This window comes from Streptomyces sp. NPDC090022 (genome assembly GCF_044748145.1).
In the GTDB taxonomy this organism is placed as follows: Bacteria; Actinomycetota; Actinomycetes; order Streptomycetales; family Streptomycetaceae; genus Streptomyces.
The window spans coordinates 16,411-34,903 of record NZ_JBIVFN010000043.1 but is presented as its reverse complement, the minus strand read 5'-3'; the positions used below and the strand labels follow the sequence as shown (position 1 = coordinate 34,903).

General features: G+C 73.3%; 20 protein-coding genes and 1 pseudogene. 17 read left to right on the top strand and 4 right to left on the bottom strand.

What is annotated here, in order from left to right:
* Both ACIPXB_RS36720 and ACIPXB_RS36715 read left to right on the top strand, forming a co-directional pair.
* Positions 1-147: pseudogene (locus ACIPXB_RS36720) on the top strand (hypothetical protein); the annotation flags it as partial.
* Positions 134-460 carry a hypothetical protein gene (locus tag ACIPXB_RS36715; protein WP_401457293.1) on the top strand — a complete coding sequence of 109 codons (327 nt, stop codon included), beginning with the start codon at positions 134-136 and terminating at the stop codon, positions 458-460. The pseudogene ACIPXB_RS36720 and the gene ACIPXB_RS36715, both read left to right, overlap by 14 nt.
* Positions 461-503: 43 nt before the next feature.
* On the opposite strand, the gene ACIPXB_RS36710 is transcribed toward ACIPXB_RS36715, so the two are convergent.
* From ACIPXB_RS36710 to ACIPXB_RS36695, 4 genes are all read right to left on the bottom strand, one after another.
* Positions 504-944: a nuclear transport factor 2 family protein gene (locus ACIPXB_RS36710; RefSeq protein WP_401457290.1), complete on the bottom strand. Its 441-nt coding sequence runs from the start codon at positions 942-944 to the stop codon at positions 504-506.
* Positions 945-985: 41 nt separating this feature from the next.
* A complete protein-coding gene (locus ACIPXB_RS36705) occupies positions 986-1,909 on the bottom strand; it encodes an NAD-dependent epimerase/dehydratase family protein (RefSeq protein ID WP_401457295.1) in 924 nt (307 codons plus the stop codon).
* A gap of 50 nt (positions 1,910-1,959) precedes the next feature.
* Positions 1,960-4,893, bottom strand: a complete 2,934-nt coding sequence (locus tag ACIPXB_RS36700) for an AMP-binding protein (RefSeq protein WP_401457288.1) — start codon at positions 4,891-4,893, stop codon at positions 1,960-1,962.
* A 153-nt stretch (positions 4,894-5,046) separates the two neighbouring features.
* On the bottom strand, positions 5,047-5,643 hold the full coding sequence (locus tag ACIPXB_RS36695; RefSeq protein WP_401457286.1) for a 4'-phosphopantetheinyl transferase family protein: 597 nt from the start codon (positions 5,641-5,643) through the stop codon (positions 5,047-5,049).
* 574 nt (positions 5,644-6,217) lie between these two features.
* Here ACIPXB_RS36695 and ACIPXB_RS36690 point away from each other — a divergent pair.
* The 15 genes from ACIPXB_RS36690 (at position 6,218) to ACIPXB_RS36620 (ending at position 18,467) form a co-directional block, all read left to right on the top strand.
* Positions 6,218-6,982, top strand: a complete 765-nt coding sequence (locus ACIPXB_RS36690) for a DNA-binding response regulator (RefSeq protein ID WP_401457284.1) — start codon at positions 6,218-6,220, stop codon at positions 6,980-6,982.
* Between the two features lie 91 nt (positions 6,983-7,073).
* Positions 7,074-7,844 carry a LuxR family transcriptional regulator gene (locus ACIPXB_RS36685; RefSeq protein ID WP_401457283.1) on the top strand — a complete coding sequence of 257 codons (771 nt, stop codon included), beginning with the start codon at positions 7,074-7,076 and terminating at the stop codon, positions 7,842-7,844.
* Positions 7,845-8,071: 227 nt separating this feature from the next.
* The gene (locus tag ACIPXB_RS36680; protein WP_401457281.1) at positions 8,072-9,031 is read left to right on the top strand and encodes an ACP S-malonyltransferase; all 960 of its coding nucleotides are present in this window, start codon (positions 8,072-8,074) and stop codon (positions 9,029-9,031) included.
* 57 nt (positions 9,032-9,088) lie between these two features.
* Positions 9,089-9,841 (top strand): thioesterase II family protein, encoded by a 753-nt coding sequence (locus ACIPXB_RS36675; protein ID WP_401457280.1) that lies wholly within the window; start codon positions 9,089-9,091, stop codon positions 9,839-9,841.
* Positions 9,838-10,605 (top strand): IclR family transcriptional regulator, encoded by a 768-nt coding sequence (locus tag ACIPXB_RS36670; protein WP_401457277.1) that lies wholly within the window; start codon positions 9,838-9,840, stop codon positions 10,603-10,605. Before ACIPXB_RS36675 ends, ACIPXB_RS36670 begins: the two co-directional genes overlap by 4 nt.
* Positions 10,606-10,731: 126 nt before the next feature.
* Positions 10,732-10,986, top strand: a complete 255-nt coding sequence (locus tag ACIPXB_RS36665) for an acyl carrier protein (RefSeq protein WP_401457275.1) — start codon at positions 10,732-10,734, stop codon at positions 10,984-10,986.
* Positions 10,987-11,021: 35 nt separating this feature from the next.
* Positions 11,022-12,287, top strand: a complete 1,266-nt coding sequence (locus ACIPXB_RS36660) for a beta-ketoacyl-[acyl-carrier-protein] synthase family protein (protein ID WP_401457272.1) — start codon at positions 11,022-11,024, stop codon at positions 12,285-12,287.
* Complete coding sequence (locus ACIPXB_RS36655) at positions 12,284-13,435, top strand: beta-ketoacyl-[acyl-carrier-protein] synthase family protein (protein ID WP_401457270.1); 1,152 nt, start codon at positions 12,284-12,286, stop codon at positions 13,433-13,435. Before ACIPXB_RS36660 ends, ACIPXB_RS36655 begins: the two co-directional genes overlap by 4 nt.
* Positions 13,432-14,334, top strand: coding sequence for a beta-ketoacyl synthase N-terminal-like domain-containing protein (locus ACIPXB_RS36650; protein WP_401457268.1), 903 nt, complete (start codon positions 13,432-13,434; stop codon positions 14,332-14,334). The genes ACIPXB_RS36655 and ACIPXB_RS36650 overlap by 4 nt, the downstream gene beginning before the upstream one ends.
* 17 nt (positions 14,335-14,351) lie before the next feature.
* The gene (locus ACIPXB_RS36645; protein ID WP_401457267.1) at positions 14,352-15,206 is read left to right on the top strand and encodes an alpha/beta fold hydrolase; all 855 of its coding nucleotides are present in this window, start codon (positions 14,352-14,354) and stop codon (positions 15,204-15,206) included.
* Positions 15,203-16,171, top strand: a complete 969-nt coding sequence (locus ACIPXB_RS36640) for a hypothetical protein (RefSeq protein ID WP_401457265.1) — start codon at positions 15,203-15,205, stop codon at positions 16,169-16,171. Before ACIPXB_RS36645 ends, ACIPXB_RS36640 begins: the two co-directional genes overlap by 4 nt.
* Positions 16,168-16,512 (top strand): hypothetical protein, encoded by a 345-nt coding sequence (locus ACIPXB_RS36635; RefSeq protein WP_401457263.1) that lies wholly within the window; start codon positions 16,168-16,170, stop codon positions 16,510-16,512. The genes ACIPXB_RS36640 and ACIPXB_RS36635 overlap by 4 nt, the downstream gene beginning before the upstream one ends.
* The gene (locus ACIPXB_RS36630; RefSeq protein WP_401457261.1) at positions 16,513-16,920 is read left to right on the top strand and encodes a hypothetical protein; all 408 of its coding nucleotides are present in this window, start codon (positions 16,513-16,515) and stop codon (positions 16,918-16,920) included.
* Positions 16,920-17,303, top strand: coding sequence for a hypothetical protein (locus ACIPXB_RS36625; RefSeq protein WP_401457258.1), 384 nt, complete (start codon positions 16,920-16,922; stop codon positions 17,301-17,303). The genes ACIPXB_RS36630 and ACIPXB_RS36625 overlap by 1 nt, the downstream gene beginning before the upstream one ends.
* A gap of 54 nt (positions 17,304-17,357) precedes the next feature.
* The gene (locus tag ACIPXB_RS36620) at positions 17,358-18,467 is read left to right on the top strand and encodes a beta-ketoacyl synthase N-terminal-like domain-containing protein (protein ID WP_401457257.1); all 1,110 of its coding nucleotides are present in this window, start codon (positions 17,358-17,360) and stop codon (positions 18,465-18,467) included.
* Positions 18,468-18,493: the final 26 nt, after the last annotated feature.

Sequence of the window (18,493 nt, the reverse complement as noted above, 5' to 3'; positions counted from 1 at the left end):
GTCGTGCGCACCGCCGAGCCGCTCGCGCTCGACGCGTACGCCGACTCCCGGCGCACCGGGTCCTTCCTGCTCATCGACCCGGCCGACGGCACCACCCTCGCAGCCGGCATGACCGAGCCCGGAGGACCTCCCGATGCCCGCCTCTGATCACCCCATCCGTATCCAGGGCCGGGCCATCCGGCTCGCCCGCCACCTGGTCGAACCGCGGATCGACGGCCTCCTGCGGCTCTCGTGCGTGCAGGACGAGGTCCACATCGACACCGAGCAGCTGTCGTTCCGGGTCGCCTTCTCCGACCCCGGCGCCCCGCTCTCGCTGACCATCCACACCACCGGCGCCGCGTACACCGGCGCCGACACCCTCGACGTACCCCCGACCGCGGGGCCGGGCGAGATCGCCGCGCGGATCGCCTCGGCGATCCAGTACCTCCAGGCGCTCGCCCTCACCCCCAGCCCGTCCTGACGGGACGGCCGGCAACGGGCCGGACCGTTAACGGCGTTAACGCTCAGCTCTCGATGAGCCGGTGGAAGACGACCGTGTCGAAGACGTCCTCCATCCGTACGGCGGTCCCGTCCCGCAGGGTCCAGGAGTGGATGAAGGGCAGCGTCCGCGTCGTGCCGCGGACCGAGGTGACCTGTCGGACGCCGAAGACCACCACCCGGTCCGCGGCCGCCACGAACTCCTGCGGCTCCAGACGCATGCCGCCCAGCACGGCCGGCACCCGGGAGAGGAAGTCCCGGACGCCCGCGTGGCCGTGCTTGGTGCCGCCGAGGCCGTAGTCCGCCATGCCGTCCGGGTGCACCCACTCCACGCCCGGGTCCAGGGTGGCCAGCAGGGCCGGTACGTCACGGTCGTGGAAGGCGCGGTAGGCGCGCCGGACCAGCGCCACGTTCGCGTCGGTGTCCGTCGCCGTGGCCCGGCCGGTGTCGGTGTGCTCTCGTATCATCGCGCGTCGTCCCCGTTCGTCGCTTCGTGTGGGTGTTGTCGTCAGTGGCCGACGTGGGCCGGGTGCAGGGCCCGCAGGGTGCGTTCGACACCGTCCCGCCAGTCGACCCGGCACGGCCCGGTGAGCAGCCGGCGCAGCGCCGGGTCGAAGGCGTAGGTCTCCCGGGTGATCTCGCTCGGTACGAGCCGTGCCTCGACCCCGGTCAGCTCCTCCATGTGCCGGACCAGGTCGGTGACGCCCACCGCCTGGTCGCCGCCCCAGTTGACGAGCGTGGCGGGCACGGACGCGGCCCGCCACAGCGGCGGCACCTGCGCGACGAGGTCGTCGGTGTAGAGGGGGGAGCACCAGTTCTGGCCCTCCAGCGGTACCGCGAGGGGCCGCCCGGCCAGCATCGCCTGGAAGTAGAGCATCGGGACGCCGCCGTAACTGCCCGGCCCGTAGGCGATGTTCAGGCGGGCGATGGTGGTCGGCAGGCCCAGCACCCGGGCGAAGGCGCGCACCGCGCCCTCGGTGGCGAGCTTGCCCATCGGGTAGGCGGGCAGCCAGGCGGCGCTGCCGTCGACCGGGTCGTCCTCGGTGTAGGCGTGGTCCAGCGTCTGCCGGGCGTACAGGGCGCCCGTCGAGACGTACAGAAACGATTCGGCGATCCGGCAGTGCGCCATCAGCCGTCCGGTGGCCACCGCGTTGATCTCGGCGGTCGCGTTGAAGTCGCCGTCCTCGCCGCGGCGTACGGCCGAGTGCAGGACGTGCGTGAAGTCCTCGGGCACGCCCTTGAGCGCGTGCTCTGAGGGGTCGGCCATGTCCCAGTGCCAGGTGGTGACGCCGTACTCCTGGAGTTCCGCCTCCGCGCCCGGTGTGCCGAAGCGGCCCAGGCACCAGACCTCGTTGTGCTCGGCCAGCGCCTGCGCGACCGGCCGCGCGACCTGTCCGGTACCGCCGGTGATCAGGATCTTCTTGCCCCGCATGCTGTGCTCCCCCGTGATGCTCGTGATGCCTGTGATGCCTGTGATGCTCGTCATGCCGTCGTGCGCCCCGCGTGGAGCGCGTCGGCCCCGGCCAGCGCGCGGTCCAGTTCCCGGCGCAGGATTCCCTGGAAGACCGCGACGTGCCGCGGGCCCATCAGGGTGTAGTGCTCGCCGGGCACCTCCAGGTACCGGTTCGGCCCGGTGGTGTGCTCGTCCCAGCGGCGCAGCTCGTTGTTCAGCCAGTCCTCGCGCGTCCCGTGCAGCGGGGTCGCGTGGAAGACGCTCATCGACCGCACCGTCCCGCTCGGCGTGTAGCCGCGGCCGAGGCCGGTGAGGGTGTCGGCGAGCTCCGCCCAGGCCGCGAACCTGTCCTCGTCCAGGTCGAGTTCGGCCAGCCGGCGGCGCGGCGCGAGCGCGATCAGCCGGGCCACCTGCTCCTCCCGGGGCAGGTGCCGCAGCCGGTCCGGGAGCTCGGCCGTCTGCGCGGCGTCGATCAGCTCCAGGAAGAAGGCCAGGTGGGCGGCGGTGTCCACGAAGTCCAGCTGGTCCATCCGGTACTTGATGTGCGGCGGCAGGTTGAAGCTGCCGACGAAGTCGACCCGCTCGCCCTCGGACTCCAGGACCTTGGCGATCTCGAAGGCCACCGCGGCGCCGTACGAGTACCCGGCCACCGCGTACGGGCCGTGCGGCTGGCGCGCCCGGATCGCGTCCACGTAGGCGTCCACCATCTGCTCGAAGGAGACGAACGGCTTCTCGCCCTCGTTGAAGCCGCGGGCGCGCAGCGCGTAGAAGGGGCGGTCGCCGACGAAGTAGCGGGCGAGGTTGACGAAGACGAGCACCTCGCCGACCCCGGGGTGGACGCAGAACAGCGGGGTCTTGGTGCCGCCCGTCTGCATCGGCACCAGCGGCTCGTACGGGCGGCCGGGCGCCCCGGTGCGCCCGGCGTCCGTCCCGGTCGTGCCGTACGTGCCGTCCGTGCCGTCCGTCCCGGTGAGCCGGGCGGCCAGGGCGCGGACCGTCGGCGCGGTCAGCACGGTGATGACCTCCAGTCCCGCGATCCCGAGGCGCTGCGCCACCTTGGCGCGCAGCCGCAGGATGTCCAGCGAGGTGCCGCCCAGGTCGAAGAAGCCGGCGGTGGCGCTGATCGTGGCCGGGTCGACGTCGAACAGCTCGGCGTAGATCTCCGCGAGCGCCCGCTCGACGGGGCCCTCGGGCGCGGTGTGGCCGCCCAGCATCCGCAGCGTCAGGTCCGCCGCCGCGCGCCGCTCGTCCTCGTAGGCGCCGGCTTCCAGGCGGGCCCGCATCAGCGCCCGCTGGATCTTGCCGAGGCTGGTCTTCGGGAAGGCCTCCGCCGGCAGCGGCAGGACCAGCGCGGGGCGGAACCCCCAGTGCATCACCACGGTGGCGCGGACGGCGGTGAGCACGCGGTGCAGCCCCGCCTCGTCCCCGGCGGGCAGGTCGGGGCGGAAGGCGATCACGAGCTGCTCGGTGTCGCTGCCGGCCGGGCGGGTGGGGAAGGCGGCGACGTACGAGCGGGCCACGCCGTCGAGCTGTTCGAGGGCGGCCTCGATGTCGTGGCTGAAGTAGTTGACGCCGTTGACGATGACGCTGTCCTTGGTGCGCCCGGCCAGGGTCAGCCGGCCGCCGTCGATCCGGCCGAGGTCGCCGCTGCGGAACCAGCCGTCGGCGGTGAAGGCGGCGGCGGTCGCCCCGGGGTCGTTCCAGTAGCCGCCGGTGACCATCGGGCCGCTGAGCTGGAGCTCGCCGACCTCGCCCGCGGGCAGCTCCCGGTCCTCGGCGTCCACCACCCGCATCCGCAGGCCCCCGACCGCTGTGCCGAGGCTCGCGAACTCGGCGCCGCGGTCCGCCCCGGGGAAGGCCCCGCGCGAGTACACGCTGCCGGCGCAGGTCTCGGTCATCCCGAAGGCCGGCCACAGGGCGTCGCCGGCCAGGCCGTACGGCGCGAGGCGCTCCAGGAACGTTTCGCCGGTGGCGACCACCACGGCCTCACCGCCGCTGACGATGTGCCGCAGCCGGCTGAGATCGAGCCGGGCGGCGTCCAGACCCTCCCGGTCGGCGGCCGCATTGATCAGCCCCAGCAGGAAGTTGGGCGTGAACGTCATGCTCACGCCGTGCCGGGAGACCAGCCGCAGGAACTCCGGCGGATCGTCGAGCACCACGGACGCGGGGACGTGCAGCTGACGGCTGCCGGTGGACAGCGGCAGCAGGTGGCATTCCAGGAGCGCCGCCACATGGTCGAAGGAGACCCAGTTCAAGGTGGTGTCGGCCGCGGTGAGCCGGTGGTGGCCGTTCTTGGCGGCCATGGACGCCAGCAGGTTGGCGTGGCTGAGCACGACCGCCTTGGAACTGCTGGTCGACCCGGAGGTCAGCATCAGGAGGGCGGTGTCGGCCGGGGCGGCCCGGTGCGTGTCGGTGGCCGGGTCGCCGTACAGCTCCTCCAACGCGGCCACCCGCAGGCCCTCGACGGGCGGGAGCGTTGCCGCCGTGGCGGCGGTGGTGACGGTGAGCGGACCGTCCAGCAGCCGGACGACGTGGCGCAACTGGGCGGCCCAGCGCTCCGCGTCGCCGCCCCGCGCGGTCATCGGGCACGGTATGAAGCCGCCGAGCACGGCGGCCCAGAAGGCGGGCAGGAACTCCTGCGACCCCTCCAGGACCAGCAGGACCCGGTCACCGGGGCGCAGCCCCCGGCCGCGCAGCCCGGTCAGGATCCGGCGCGCCTCGGCGAGCAGCCCGGCGTGGCTCTGGTCGAGCCATGCGCCGTCGGCGGCGCCGAGGCAGTGGCGCAGGCCGCTGTGGGGGTGCCGCTCGACGGCGGTCAGCAGCAGGTCGGCGAGCGTGGCCGGGGAAGCCGGGGAAGCGGGGGAAGCCGGGAGGGACTGGAGGGGCTCGGGACCCGGAAGGGGCTGAGGTGTCTGGAGAGGCTGAAGAGTCTGGAGGGTTGGGAGGGGCTGGGGGGAAGGCACGGTCGTCGGTCTCCTGGCCTCGGGGCACGCCGGAGCGGACCTCCGGCTGCGGCGAACAGGGCGTGGGGGGACGGGAGGAGGGTCCCGTGACGAGGGAAGGGGGCGGTCGGCTGCCCCCGGTCCGGCCCGGAAGGGGCGGGCCGGTGCGGAAGGTCAGAGGGGGCGGACCGACAGCGGCCGGTCGGCGCCCGCCGGCAGCGCGAGGGAGGCGATCCAGCCCTGCGGCACGGGTACGTCCGCCACCCGCCAGGTGGCGGGGGAGCCGGGACCGGTCGTGGCGACGTGCGCGGGGCCCTGCTCCCAGAACCGGGTCTCCAGGGCGGTCAGATCGGCTGTGATCCCGACGCCGACGGCCTTGAGCACGGCCTCCTTGCGCGTCCAGCACCGCAGGAAGCCGGTGGTCCGCGCCGTCCCGTACGGCAGCGCGCGCAACTCCCGCCGCTCGGCCCCGCTGAGCACCGGCCCGCCGATCTCCGCCACGTCCAGGGGCCGCAGCCGCTCGACGTCGACCCCGACCCGGAAGGGGGACAGCGCCAGCAGCCCCAGTCCCGCGGTGTGGGCGATGCTGATCCGCCACGGCGTCACCGGAAAGCGCACGGCCGGCGGGCCGTGGTCGGCGGCACCGCAGCCCGGACACGGCGTGCGGCCCAGGGCGATGTCCGTGGCGGGCACGTCGAGGAGGCCGGAAAGCACCCGGCGGACTGCCGCGCGGCAGGTGACGAACTCCGTCCGCGCCTGTTCCGATTTCATTTGCTGAATTCGTGTCAACTCGTTGCTGTCGAGAAGGTCCAGGTCGGCGAGGCGGTACCGGCCGGTGGGCACGGACCACCACCACGCGATGGCGTCGGCGGTTTCGAACAGTGGCGCACCAGTGATGTCTGCGGTCCCCGTGTGGCGTGTCGTCACAGCGCTCACCGTAGGCTCGAAGCCTGCTCGAGGGGGCTTGCGGGCAGCCGGGTTGGCCGGAACCGGACAGTGATGCCACGGATGGTGACGGCAGGGGTACGCCAGGTGAAGTAACCGGAATCGGTGGGAAGCGTTCCGGTCGGCGGATGCAGGATGCTGCCAGAGCGGCCGGATATATGTCGGCGCGCACCCGGAAAAGTCGGGTCTTGACATATGCCGCTCTTGTCTTGCGGCCGCCTGGATCTTATTGACTGGCTCCGAGCCAGGGATCTAGGGTCGGCCTGGTGAGCTGCTCGATTGACGCTGGAAAGTTTTCAACTAAACAGTTGAATCCGCGGATCGGGGGAGGCAGGTCATGCTTCGGCCAAAGGGGGACGCAGTGTCCGGTACCGCGATTCACGCGCACGGAAGCCCAGGGGTGGAAGAGGTTACGAGAGAAGGAGAGTCCGGCGTCCCGGCGGACCACGCCGCGTATGTGGAGCAGAGCCTGCTGCAAGCCCGGGCCCTGATCGAATCGACGGTGTCCCTCTACCGCAAGAGTCCTTCCCGGGGGCCCGCCGCGCCGCACACCGACGTCGCCGTGATCGCGGAGGCCGTCGAGAACCTCGTCCGCGGTGCCCGGCACTCGGTCTGCGTCGCGATCCGCGGCAAGGACGCCTTCGAGCACATCGCCCGCCAGGCGCTCGCCCTGCTCGAGGACGGCCTCGTGGTGCGGCTGCTGTGCACCCCCGACGTCGCCGACGTCTCCATGGCCGCCTTCACCCGGCGCCGCGGGGCGCGCTTCGAGATCCGGGTCTGCGAGGCCGAACTGCGCGACATCGTCGTGGTCGACGGTGCCTCGGCGCTGGTGCGCGCCGCCGCCGGCGGCGCCACCGGCCAGGCGACCCTGGTCAGCGATCCCGCCGCCGTACGGGCACTGGAACTGCTCTTCGCCGGGGCCTGGTCGCGCGGCCGCAAGCTGGAGGACCACCTGGCCCTCGGACCGAAGCTGCGCAGTGACCTCACCCGGCGGATCCTGGAGCGGCTGCGCGACGGCCAGACCGACGAAGCCGCCTCGCGCGAGCTCGGCGTCTCCCTGCGGACCTACCGGCGGCACGTCGCCGAGATCATGCGCGACCTCGGCGCCACCTCCCGCTTCCAGGCCGGGGTGCGGGCCGTGGAACTGGGGCTGCTCGCGGAGTAGTCCGACGAGTGGCGAAGGAGAACACGTGGTCCGCTCCGCGGGGCGGACCGCGCTGCAACATGTAACACCAACGGGGAAATGGTGAACGGGCGTGTCCAACGGTCCAGAGGACGAACTCGAACAAGCACTGCTGGAAGTGCGGGCCCTGATCGAGTCGACCGTGGCCATCCACCGCGACCGCAGTATCAGGGCCCAGCAGATCACCACGGTCGAGGGCGGCTACGCGCCGGTGCTGCACGCAGCCGCCTCCCTCATCCGGGGAGCGGTCCGCACCATCGACATCGTGGACGCGCGGCTGCCGGGCGCGGAGGAGGAGGCGGCCCGCGGCGCCCGCGTCGAGCGGGAGCTGATCTACTCGGCGGCCGACGCGGTCTCGGTACGGCTGCTGACCAGCCCGGCCCTGATCGACGAGGACTTCGTGCGTGAACAGCTCGCGCTGGAGCGGCCCGTGGCCATCCGGGTGGCCCGGGTCCCCCCGCTGCAGGCCCTGCTGGTCGACGGCACCACCGCCCTGGTGATGGCCGAATCGGCCGCCGGAGTACGGGCGTCGCTGATCCGCGCCCCCGAGGTCCTGCACACCCTGGACACCCTGTTCGAGAGCCTGTGGGGGAACGCGGTGCCCGCCGGGGAGCGCATCGTCTTCGGCGACCGCGACCGGGCCGCGCTCGCCCGGCAGATCCTCGGTGCCCTGCGCGCCGGCGTCACCGACGAGGTCGCCGCCCGGGAGCTGACCGTCTCGGTCCGCACCTACCGGCGGCACGTCGCGGAGATCATGGCACTCCTCGGCGCCAGCTCCCGCTTCCAGGCCGGGGTCCGCGCCGCCGAACTGGGACTGCTGCCGCCCGCCGCACCCCGCGGCTGAGGCCGGCTGGCAGCTTCCTGAAAGCGCGGTTGCCGCCCGCCCGCGGCCGGCACTTGTATGACGCCAGGAAAGGGGACGGGGCTCCCGCGAGCCCTCGGATCCCTTCCCGGTGGCATGGAGAAACCCCCGACCTGCATGCCGCCGGCGCGCGGGGGTCCGTACGTCGCGAAGAAGCGGCGACGACGGATCCCCGTGCCCCCGGTGAATACGGCGCGGAAGGCGGACCCATGGATCGAATGCCGACAGGGCTGGTGTTTCCCGGGCAGGGAACGCAGAAGGCGGCGATGGGGGCACCCTGGCGGGACACCCCGTCGTGGAAGATCACCGAGGAGATCTCCGACGTCACCGGGGAGCACCTGCCCGCCCTGCTGCTCGACACGCCCGACGAGCGGCTCCGGCGCACCGACCTGGCCCAGCTGACCGTGTTCACGGTGACGGTCGTCGCCCACGCCGAGGCGGTCCGCCGCGGCACGCTCGCCGCGCACGGCGACGTGGTCGCCTGCGCCGGACACAGCCTGGGCGAGTACGCCGCCCTGACGGCCGCCGGAGCGCTGACCCTCGGCGCCGCCGCCGCGCTGGTGGCCACCCGTGGCCGGGCCATGCGCGCGGCCGCCGAGGAACGCCCCGGCACCATGGGCGTCCTGGTCGCGGCCCCGCTGGCGGAGGTCGAGGCCCTCACCGGCCGGGTCCGCGCGGACGGCTTCGACGTCTGGGTGGCCAACGTCAACGCGCCCGGCCAGACCGTGGTCTCCGGCTCCCCGGAGGCCGTCGACCGGATCGAGGCCGAAGCCCCCTCGATCGGCGCCAAGATGATCCGGCTCCAGGTCGGCGGCGCCTTCCACAGCCCCTACATGGCGCCGGCCGCGCAGGCCCTGCGGACCGCCCTGGCGGACACCGCCTTCGCCCCCGCGCACCTGCCGGTGGTGGCCGGCGTCGACGCCCGCAGTCACACCGGCGCCGGCGACTGGCCCGAGCTCGCCACCCGTCAGCTCGTCTCGCCGGTGCTGTGGGAGCCCGGCGTACGCACCCTCACCGGCCCGCTCGGCTGCCGCCGGCTGGTCGAGATCGGCCCCGGCCGCACCCTGGCCGGCCTGATCCGCAGGATCGCCCCGGACACCGAGGTCGTGTCCCTGGACACCCCGTCCGCCCTGGACGCCCTGGACACCCCGTCCGCCCTGGACGCCTGACGTCCGCCGAGCCCGCACCGGCGGAACGCGCCCGACACGAGGAGGAGACCACCCGCCATGCGACTTGGCACCGAGAGCATCTGGCTGCGCCGCTACACCACCGCGGCGGCGCCGCGGCTGCGGCTGCTGTGTCTGCCGCACGCAGGCGGTTCGGCCAGCTTCTTCCACACCTGGGGGCACGCCTTCGGCGACGACGTCGAGGTGCTCACCGTCCGCTACCCGGGACGTCAGGAGCGCATCGCCGAGGAGCCCTGGACGTCACTGGAGGAGCTCGCCGCGGCCCTCACCGAGGAGCTGGAGCCCTACCTCGACGCCCCCCTGGCCCTCTTCGGACACAGCATGGGCGCCACCCTGGCCTACGAGATCGCGCTCGCCCTGCCGCGCCGCCACGGGGTGCGCCCCCACCTGCTGATGGTCTCCTGCCGCAAGGCCCCCCACCTGCTCACCCCGCGCACCGCCGCCCTCGGCGACGACGACGCGATCGTCGAGGAGGTCAAGCGGCTCGGCGGCACCGACTCCGCCCTGCTGGACGACCCGGACCTGCGCGAACTGGTCCTCCCCGCCATCCGCGCCGACTTCACCGCCGTCGCCCGCTACGCCGCCCGCCCGGGCCTGCCGCTGCCCTGCCCCGTGGTCGGCTACGTCGGCGACAGCGACCCCGACATCCCCGCCGCCGACGTCGCGGCGTGGTCGGGCATCTCCCCGTACGGATTCGAGCTGAAGACGCTGCCCGGCGGCCACTTCTACCTCATGGACCGTGAGGCCGAACTCGTCGGGGACATCCGCGCACGGCTGGCCGCGCAGCGGTGACGACCACCGTCCCGCGGTCGCGGCCCCTGAGCGGTGTCGGGGTCCTGGACAAGGCGTCGGTCCTTCTGGAGATCGTGGAGAGCGGCCCGGCCCACCTGGCCGACCTGGTCACGCGCGGCGGGATGTCGCGTCCCACCACCCACCGGATCGCGGTCGCCCTGGAGCGGCTCGGTCTGCTCACCCGCGACGCCCGGGGCCGCTTCGTGCTCGGCCCCCGCCTCGGCGACCTGGCCGTCGAGGCCCGCCACGACCGCCTCGCCGAGGCCGCCGGGCCGGTCCTGGCCGAGCTGGCCGACCGTACCGGCCTGCCGGCCCGGCTCTTCCGCCGCCGCGGCGGGGTGCAGATCTGCATCGCCTCCTCCGTCGACACGGTGGTCGGCGACCCGGCCGCCGTCGGCACCGCCCGCCCGGCCTCGGCAGGGCCCGGCGCCCAGGTGCTCTACGCCTGGGCGGAGCCGGAGGAACTGTACGAGGGGCTGCGGCGCGCCCGGTTCACCCCGGCCCTGCTGGCCGCCGTACGCCGCCGCGGCTGGGCCTACGGCCTCGACCCCATGGAGGCGCGCGCCGTCTCCTACGCCCTGCCGGTGCGCGCGGCGGGCGGCCCGGTCGTCGCGGCGCTGGTGCTGACCGGCCCCGGGGCCCGTATGCCCGACACCCCCGACCGGCGGCTGTGGAGCCGTACCGCGGCCGCCGCCGCGTCCCTGGGTGACGCCTTGCTGCGAGGCACCGGGGAACTCCTCCCCGCCGGCCGGCCCGGCACCTGAATATCAACCGCACCGATGGCAGCTTGTTGCAGCCGTCGTTGTGAGAAAAGAACGCCCGCCCCCACCATTTCCACAGCGAGAAACTGTGCCGCGCTTGTGGCGGCGAATCCGATAAGGGGAATCAGCGTGACGACTGCTATCCGCGACGAGCGTATCGAGACCATCAAGGAAATCGTCTGCGACATTCTCGAGATCGAGGAGGACGAGGTCACCGAGGTCAGCCTTTTCAAGGAGGACCACGACGCCGACTCCCTCCGCGCCATCGAGATCCTCGCCGCTCTCGAGAAGGAGTTCGGCATCGTGATCAACCAGAGCGAGCTGCCCCGCATGGTGAACCTCAAGGGCGTCTACGAGGTCGTCTCGGAGCCGGCCGGCTGGTAGGGAAATCGGCGCTGCGACGGATGGGGAGAATTGCCATGACGGCGGCAGAGCGCGGCACCGGCCACACCCGGCCGGAGCGGCACCGGGTGGTCCTGACCGGACTGGGAGTGGTGTCCAGCATCGGACTCGGCGCGAAAGAGTTCCTCCAGGGACTCCGTGAAGGCCGCAGCGGTGCCCGGCCCATTTCCGTGTTCGACACGGAGGGCTTCGCCCACGCGAACGGGTGCGAGATCACCGATTTCGACCCGCGCGAATGGATCACCACGCTGGACGTGGAACAGCTCGGCAGGGCCGCGCAGTTCTCCACGGCCGCTGCCCGGATGGCCCTGGAGGACTCGGGCCTCGATCTGACGCAGCTGCGCGGCAGGCGCGGACTGATCTCCATCGGCACCACGGACGGCGAGAGCCACGACCTCGACCAGCTGGTCGAGCACGAGATCGCCGCGGGCGCCGGTGCGTTCGACCCCACGGCCGCCCGGCGGGTGCCGGCCGGGCGGCTCTCGGTGGCCATCGCCCAGGAGCTGGGCCTGACCGACGTGGAGGCGCTCACCATCCCGACCGCCTGCTCGGCGGGCAACTACGCCATCGGCTACGGCTTCGACGCCGTCAGCTCCGGCGAGGCGGAGTTCGCCTTCTGCGGCGGCGCGGACGCGATGTGCCGCAAGACCTTCACCGGCTTCTACCGGCTGGGCACCATCGCCCCCGACCGCTGCCAGCCCTTCGACATCGACCGCAAGGGCATCCTCACCGGCGAGGGCGCGGGCGTCCTGGTCCTGGAGCGCCTGGACTCCGCCCTGGAGCGCGGCGCCACCATCTACGCCGAGGTCCTCGGCTACGGCCTCAACTGCGACGCCCACCACCAGGTCGCCCCCGACCGCGACAGCGTCGCCGAACTGATGCGCCTCGCCCTGGACAACGCCGGTGTCAAGCCGCACGAGGTGGACCTCATCTCGGCGCACGGCACGGGCACCAAGGCCAACGACATCACCGAGGCGGGCGCCATCCGCCAGGTCTTCGGGGACACCCCGCCCCGCACCGTGTCCATGAAGTCGATGCTCGGCCACAGCATGGGCGCCGCCAGCGCCCTCGGCGCGATCGGCTGCGCCCTGGCCATCCAGAACCGTTTCATCCCCCCCACCATCAACCATGTCACCACCGACCCCGAGTGCGACGTCGACTGCGTACCGAACCAGGCGGTCGAGGCCGACCTGCGGATCGTCCAGAACAACGGTCTCGCCTTCGGGGGCAACAACGCGGCGGTACTGCTCGGCCGGTACGACGCGATCAAGGAGTCGTCATGACGATCCGCCCCATCATCGGGATGGGCGCCGTCGCCGCCACCGGCTCCGGTGTCGGTGAACTCTTCGAGAACCTGTGCGCGGGCGTCAGCGGCCGCGCCGAGCTGCGCGGCTTCGACCGCACCAGGTTCCGGGCGCAGCACGCCTACGAGGTCGACGACCGCCCGGCCGTCGGCCAGGACGTCCCCGGCCGGGCCAGCCGGCTGCTGCACGAGGCCATCGCGCAGGCCGCCGCCGACGCGGGCCTGGGCGAGGACCTCTCCGGCATCCCCGTCCTGGTCGGCACGGGCCTGCGCGAGCTGCGCTCGCTGGAGCTGTGGTGGCGCGACGGATCGCCGTTCGCGGACTCCGGCCTGCACTTCGGCACCGGCCTGAAGGAACGTTTCAACGCCGACGTCACGCACACCTTCTCCAACGCCTGCTCCGCCTCCCTCTACGCCCTCGCGCTCGGCAGCGACCTGCTGGACCAGGAGGGCGATGACGCGCCCGACACCGTGATCGTCGCCGGTGTCGACGTCCTGACCGAGTCGATGTACGGGCTCCTGGAGCGCGTCCACCCCACCCCGCCCGACCGGGTCCGGCCCTTCGACCGCAACCGCACCGGTGTCCTGATGGGCGACGGCGCCGCCGCGATCGTGCTCCGCCGCACCGCCGAGGGCGCCCGCCGGGTCCACGGCCACCTGCGCGGCGTCGCCGTCAACTGCGACGCCTACCACGTCACCGCGCCCTCCCCGGAGGGCATCGCCGAGGCCATGCGCGACGCCCACCGGCTCGCCGGCGTCAAGCCGTCCGACGTGGACCTGGTGATGCTGCACGGCACCGGCACCCTCCTCAACGACGAGGCGGAGGCCACCGCGCTCGCCGACGTGCTCGGCGACGACGCCTCGGTGCCGCTGATGACCGCCGTGAAGTCCATGACCGGACACACCTCCGGGGCGTCCGGCCTGATCAACCTGATCGTGGGCGTCCGCGCCCTGAACGAGGGCCGGGTGCCGCCGACCGTGGGCCTGGAGGAGCCGGTCGAGGAGGCCGCGCCCTTCCGCTTCGTCACCGGGCAGCCGGCCGAGGACCAGCCCCTGAGGGTGGCGCAGCTCAACGCCTTCGGATTCGGCGGCATCAACGCCGTCGCCATAGTGGAGGGCGTCCGATGACGACACAGACCACCGACCCAGCCCGCACCGCCGCCACCACGGTGGTGATCACCGGCGCCGCCGTCCTGCTGCCGGGCGCCGACACCGTACGCGCCCTGGCCGACGGCCCCGCGGCCGGCGGCGCCCCCGTCGAACCCGCCGCCCACGTCGGGAAGAAGGGCCTGCGCTACAAGGACCGCGCCACCCAGCTCGGCTACGCCCTGACCGCCGCCGCGCTGCGCGACGCGGGCCTGCTCGGCGCCGACGAGAAGGACGGCATCAACGTGCCGGCCGCCAGCGTCGGCGTGGTCGCCAGCTCCAACTTCGGCAACCTCGACACCGTCGCCCGCGCCCTGGACACCCTGCGCGAGGAGACCGTCACGGGCACCTCCCCGATGGACCTGCCCAACGCCTCCAGCAACGTCATCGCCTCCTCGGCGGCCATCCGCTACGGGCTGCGCGGCCCCAACCTGATGGTCTGCAACGGCGAGACCTCCGGCCTGGACGCCGTGCACTGGGCCGTCACCATGATCGCGGCCGGCCGCACCGAACGCGTCCTGGTCCTCGGCGTCGAACCCGACAACGAGGTCGTACGCCGCCTGCTCGGCGGCCGGCACGCGGTCGACGGCGGCGCCGCCCTGCTCCTGGAGTCCGCGGCCGCCGCCGACGCCCGCTCGGCGACCGTACGGGCCGTGGTGGGCCGCTACCACCGGGGCGCCGCCGGGCCCGCCGGGGACGGCCGCCGCTGGGAGCTGCCCGCGCACCTGGGCACCGCCTCCGGCGCCGACGGCCTGCTCCAGGTCGCCGCCGCGGTCGGCCTCTTCGACTCCGGCGAGCGCGGCCCCGTCCAGGCGGTGGCCGGCAGCGCCGACGGCGACGCCGGCGCCGACCTGCTGCTCCTCGCCCCGCGCGCGGCGTGAGCACGGAGGAGGAAGCCGTGGTGAACACCCACGTGGACCTGCGCCCGGTGGCCGTCGAGCGGCGCACCGAGGGCCACGGCGGCCCCCGGGTCCTGCTGCTGCACGGTCTGGCCGCCAACGACAGCGTCTGGGAGCGGGCGCTGCCCGAGCTGCCCGCGACGTACCAGCTGTGGACGGCCCGGCTGCCCTGGCGGACGGAGACGATCGCCGACTGGGGCGAGCGGCCCAACCTGCGCGGCTGGCTGGCCAAGGCGCTGGAGGCGGTACCGGGCGGGGCCGAGGTGGTCGTCGCCCACTCCATGGCGGCCAACGTCCTGCTCGACCTGCTGGACCAGAAGGCCCGCGGCGGCGCCGACGGCCTGCGCCAGTTCGGCATCCGCGCCCTGGTCCTGGTCTCGCCCTTCTACCGGTCCCGCGCCGAGCAGTTCGACTGGGCCACGATCTCGTACTACCTCAACGACTTCCACCTGATCATGGAGGAGGGGATCCGGGCCCACGCGGGCGACCGGGTGCCCGCCGACATCCGGCAGGCCATGGGGGAGCGGGTCCGCGACCGGGTCGGCCCCTACGGCTGGTTCCGGTTCTTCGACCTGTACCTGCGCACCCCCTCCCTCGACACCGGCCGGATCACGGTCCCGACCCTGGTGATCGGCGGCGAGAGCGACTTCGCCGCCCGCCCCGAGGAGGGCGTCCGCCTCGCCGGGGCCCTCCCGGACGCGGTCGCCCGCGTCCTGCCCGGCACCGGGCACTTCCCCATGCTCGACGCGGCGCGGGACTTCGCCGCCGCGGTGAGCGAGTTCGTCCACACCACCCTGGGTCCGGCCGCGCAGCGCGGGAGGGCCCTCACCGACGCCCTGGAGCTCCAGCGATGACCCTCGTCACGGACACCGCCGTCAAGGCGCTGCTCACCACCGCGACCACCACCACGGTGCGCCCCCGCTACGAGGGGTCCAACATCTGCACCTGGATCGGCTTCAAGCACGTCAACTACCTCGTCGAGGAAGCGGTCCTGGACCACTTCCGGCAGGCCGGGCTGCCCGCCCGCGCCCTGTACGAGGAGCACGGCCTGGGCCTGGACCTGGTCTCCATCGACAGCCGCATCCTGCACGCCTTCCACATGGACGACGTCGCCGAGGCCGAGGTGGTGCCGTGGACGAAGGATGACGACGCGACCATCGGGTTCAAGATCACCATCCGGTTCGAGCGCGACGGCGAGACCCTCAAGGCCGTCACCTCCAAGGTCCGCGTCAGCCTGCGCGTCGACACCTACCTGGAGGCGGCCGGCGAGATCCCCGAGCTCCTCGCCCGCTTCGCGGTCGCCACCCTCGGCGACGACCTGGAGCGCGAGGCGCCCGCCGCGGCCCCGGCCGAGGAGGAGATCCTCGCCTCCCTCACCGCCGGCGAGAACGCGTACGCCTGGAAGTGGAACATCCCGTACCCGTACTGCCACTTCACCGAGCGCATCCAGATGTCCGGCTACCTGCGCCTGATGGAGGAGGGCAAGGACCGCTTCGTCGCCGACCGCGGCATCTCCATCAAGACCCTGCTCGACGACCGCCGCTGGATCCCGGTCGTGCCCCGCTCCGACATCCGCATCCTCGACGAGGCGCTGATGGAGGAGGACCTCTACACGGTCTACACCGTCGAGGAGGTCTTCAAGGACTTCACCTACACCTCGCGCATGGACTTCTACGTGCTGCGCGACGGCAACCTGGTCAAGACCGCCACCGGCCGCATCGTGCACGGCTACGCCGTCATCGAGAACCGCCGCGACTGGAGCCTGGTCAGCTTCGACCAGCACGTGCTCGACGCGATCAACGGGGCGCCGGCGGCGTGAGCGAGATCTGGGAGAGCGGCACCCCCCGGCTGCTGCTCATCGAGAGCCAGGGCCGCGTCGCGCAGGACGCCGGTTTCCGGCGCGACGCGGTCACCCAGGTGATCACCGGGCAGTCGGCGCTCCTCTTCCTGGTCCAGGACGGGGTCGTCCTCGCCGTCCCCGGCAGCGACACCGACCTGGACCGGTTCCAGAAGGAGGGCGGGGTGCTCGCCGCCGACAGCTTCTCCCTCGCCCAGCACGGTCTGGACACCGCTGCCCTGCGCCCCGAACTGCGCGTCGTCGGCATGGACGTGGTGGCCGGCTGGATCCTCGATCCGGCCGTCAAGGTGGTGTGGCACTAAGTGGCCAGGCAGATCCCGCACACGGACGTGCTCATCACCCTCATGGGTGCCCCCCACGCGTCGGACCAGGTCACCAGCGCCCTGCGGCTGACCCAGTCCCTCCTGGAGCGCGGTGCCACCGTACAGGTGTGGACCTGCGGCTACGCGACCATGCTCACGCAGCGCACGCTCGGCAGCGACAAGCCGCGCAACCTGGCCGACTGGAACGGCGAGTACCCCTCCACCGCGGCCGTGGTCGAGGACATGCTCACGACCTGGGAAGGCCGGCTGTACTGGTACGGCTGCCGGTTCTGCAGCGACGACCGGGGGGCGGTGGACCACCTGCCCCAGGTGGTCCTGCGCCCGCCGGCGGGCTACGCCGCCAATGTGGCCGCCGCCGGCAAGACCCTGCACCTGGGAGGGATCTGATGGACGGCCGCGTGCTCGCCATCGTGGAACGCGGCTACCGCGGCGCGCTGGAGAAGCAGTTCTTCGACGAGCTCTACCTCGCCACCGAACTGCACCGGCAGCTCGGCGGACTGGACATCCTGCTGCGCGGCTCCGCGGTGGGCTACGCGCTGGACGCGGGCCCGGTGCCCGGCTTGCGGTTCGGCGGCCGGACGGTGGACACCCTCACCGACCCCCGCAAGGGGCTGCGCACCCTGCTGGACCTCGGGGTCCGCGTCCGGGTGGAGGAGCCCGACGTCGCGGCCCTCCGCTCGCCCCGCCCCCTGATCGAGGGCGTCGGGGTGACCCGCGCCGGCGAGACCGCCGAGCACTGGGGCGACTACCGGCTGGTCTTCTTCCTCTGACCGCCCGCCCGCTGTGACCCCTGCACCTGACTACGGAAGGACATCGTGACGGCCATGACCACCCCCACCACGGCAGCCGGACGCCCGGTGATCACCGCCTGGTCGGCCGTGTCGCCGTACGGCATCGGCCGGACCGCCTTCACCGAGGGCCTGCGGGAGCGGCGCGGCACCGTCACCGAACTCGGCCCCGAGCACGGCACCACCCCCGACGGCGTCGGCCACGTCGTGCCCGGCTTCTCCGTCCGCGAGGTGCTCGGCAAGAAGGGCACCCGCTCCATGGACCGGGTCACCGGCCTCGCCGTCGCCGCCGCGGGCTCCCTGCTGGACGACTCCGCCCGCAACCGCGGCGTGGGCACCGGCGAGGGCGCCGCCTTCGCGCTGGGCACCACCACCGGCAGCGCCCAGTCGATGATGGACTTCACCCGCGACTCCCTCACCGGCGACCAGCCCTTCTTCGTCGACCCGGCCCGCTTCCCCAACACGGTGATGAACTGCGCCGCCGGCCAGAGCGCCATCTGGTTCAACCTCAAGGGCCCCAACGCCACCATCGCCGGCGGGCGCACCGCCGGCCTGCACGCCCTGAACTACTCGCGCCGGCTGCTCGGCTCCGGCCGCGCCCGTACCGTGCTGTGCGGGGCCGCCGAGGAGTTCAGCCAGGCCCGCGCCTGGCTGGAGCACCACAGCGCCGACCGGGGCACCGAGGCCGCCCCGGCCCTCGGCGAGGGCTGCGCCATGCTGCTCGTCGAACCGCACACGCCGCAGGACGCCGGCCAGCCCGTCCTCGCCGAACTCCTCGCCGTCGAACTCGGCGTGGTCCTCGACGGCGACCCCCGCCCCGCCCTGGTCTCCACCCTGCGCGCGGCCCTGCGCCGGGCCGGCGTCGAGGCGGCCGCCGTGGCCGCCGTCGCCCGCTCCGGGGCCCCCGGCCGCGAGGGGGAGGGCGAGGCCGAGGCGGTACGCGAGGTGTTCGGGGCGGTGGAGTACGCCGACCTGACGCCCACCCCGCTGATCGGGGACACCGGCGCCGCCGCGGCCGCCTTCCAGGCCGCCGCCCTGCTGTCGTACGCCGAGGACCCCGCCGCCGGCGCGGCCGGCCGGATCGGCGTGATCACCTCCGTGGACCGTACCGGCACCGTCGGCTGCGCCCTGCTGGCCCTGCGCTGACCCGCGCGGACCCCCGAACCGCCCCC